General features: G+C 32.3%; 2 protein-coding genes. Both read right to left on the minus strand.

Annotation, left to right across the window (positions count from 1 at the left end):
* The coding region (locus A5875_RS19445) for a response regulator (protein ID WP_088935222.1) at positions 1 to 482 on the minus strand (482 nt) is incomplete at its 3' end.
* A partial coding sequence (locus tag A5875_RS19450; RefSeq protein WP_176244759.1) for a sensor histidine kinase occupies positions 479 to 1,156 on the minus strand: 678 nt, incomplete at its 5' end. The genes A5875_RS19445 and A5875_RS19450, both read right to left, overlap by 4 nt.

Genomic DNA, 1,156 nt, shown 5'->3' on the forward strand with positions numbered 1-1,156 from the left:
AAATAATAAATATCAGAATACGGTACTTGCAGATTTGTAAACTTATTCTTAAAAATCAAGGCATCATCACTGATACTTTTTTCAATCCTCATGTTTGCTAGTAAAAGGCACTCCCTGATTCTTTTGATGATTGTCTCTTCCTTTTGATCTTTTTCAATAAAATCTAACGCCGATACTTTGTATGCAAAAGTCAGTGGAGCCATTTCAGAATGAGTAGTAATAAAAACAATCGTTCCAAAAGGATCTTGCTTTCGAATTCGTTGGGCAACTTCCAATCCGGTTTTATCGTATTCAGCAATCTCTAAATCCAAAAAATACAAATTGTGAAGACTCGCGAGTGTTAAATTCTCTAATAAAACATCCGGTTTGGCAGTAACGATTAAATTTTTATAGGAGATTTTTTCCTCTTGAGAAATTTTTTCTATAGTCCGTCTTAAGTTTTGTTGCTGAAATAAATCATCCTCTAAAATAAATATGTTCATAGATCATTCCCCGCAATCTTAAGCACTTGAGAGAACACCTGCTGGTCACTACTGGTTTCTAGAAAAAGACTTGTATCGTTTTTTAGAATTTTTTGAACCGTATGCAAGCCTATACCGCGCCCTGTTCCTTTAGATGAGTAGCCCATCTCATTAATTTTCTTTATATCTATTAATTCAAGGATACTATTCTCAATAATAATAGTAACTGTCTTTTCTTCCTTAAACATCGCGATTCTAATCCAAGAATCTTTTATTTCTGAAGTTGCTTCAATTGCATTATCTAGCAAATTTGAGAGCACTCGAATTAAGCTTAATAGGTCTGTATCCACTTTATCGATTGGTTCTACTACTTCAACATGGATATCAATTTTATTCTGTCTAGCAATCAGTAATTTCGCAGAGATCAAACTTTTTATCTCAGGGATTAGAATATTACTAAGTCGAGCAATCATGAAATGATTGGTTTGAAAAGTCTGTTTTGTTGGTTTAATGACAGACTCATATATCTCTTGAACTCTCTTTATATCTTGATTTTTAATTCCATCATCTAAACTAGTCAGTATATTGATATAATCGTGCTTAAAATGATGGATTTCTTCATACAATGCTTCTACATGCTTTGTATACTCTTGCAATTGAAGCAATTGTTCGTCTTTTAATATTTGGATTTCTTT

Origin of the sequence: Enterococcus sp. 3H8_DIV0648 (assembly GCF_002140655.1) — a bacterium.
In the GTDB taxonomy this organism is placed as follows: domain Bacteria; phylum Bacillota; class Bacilli; order Lactobacillales; family Enterococcaceae; genus Enterococcus_A; species Enterococcus_A hulanensis.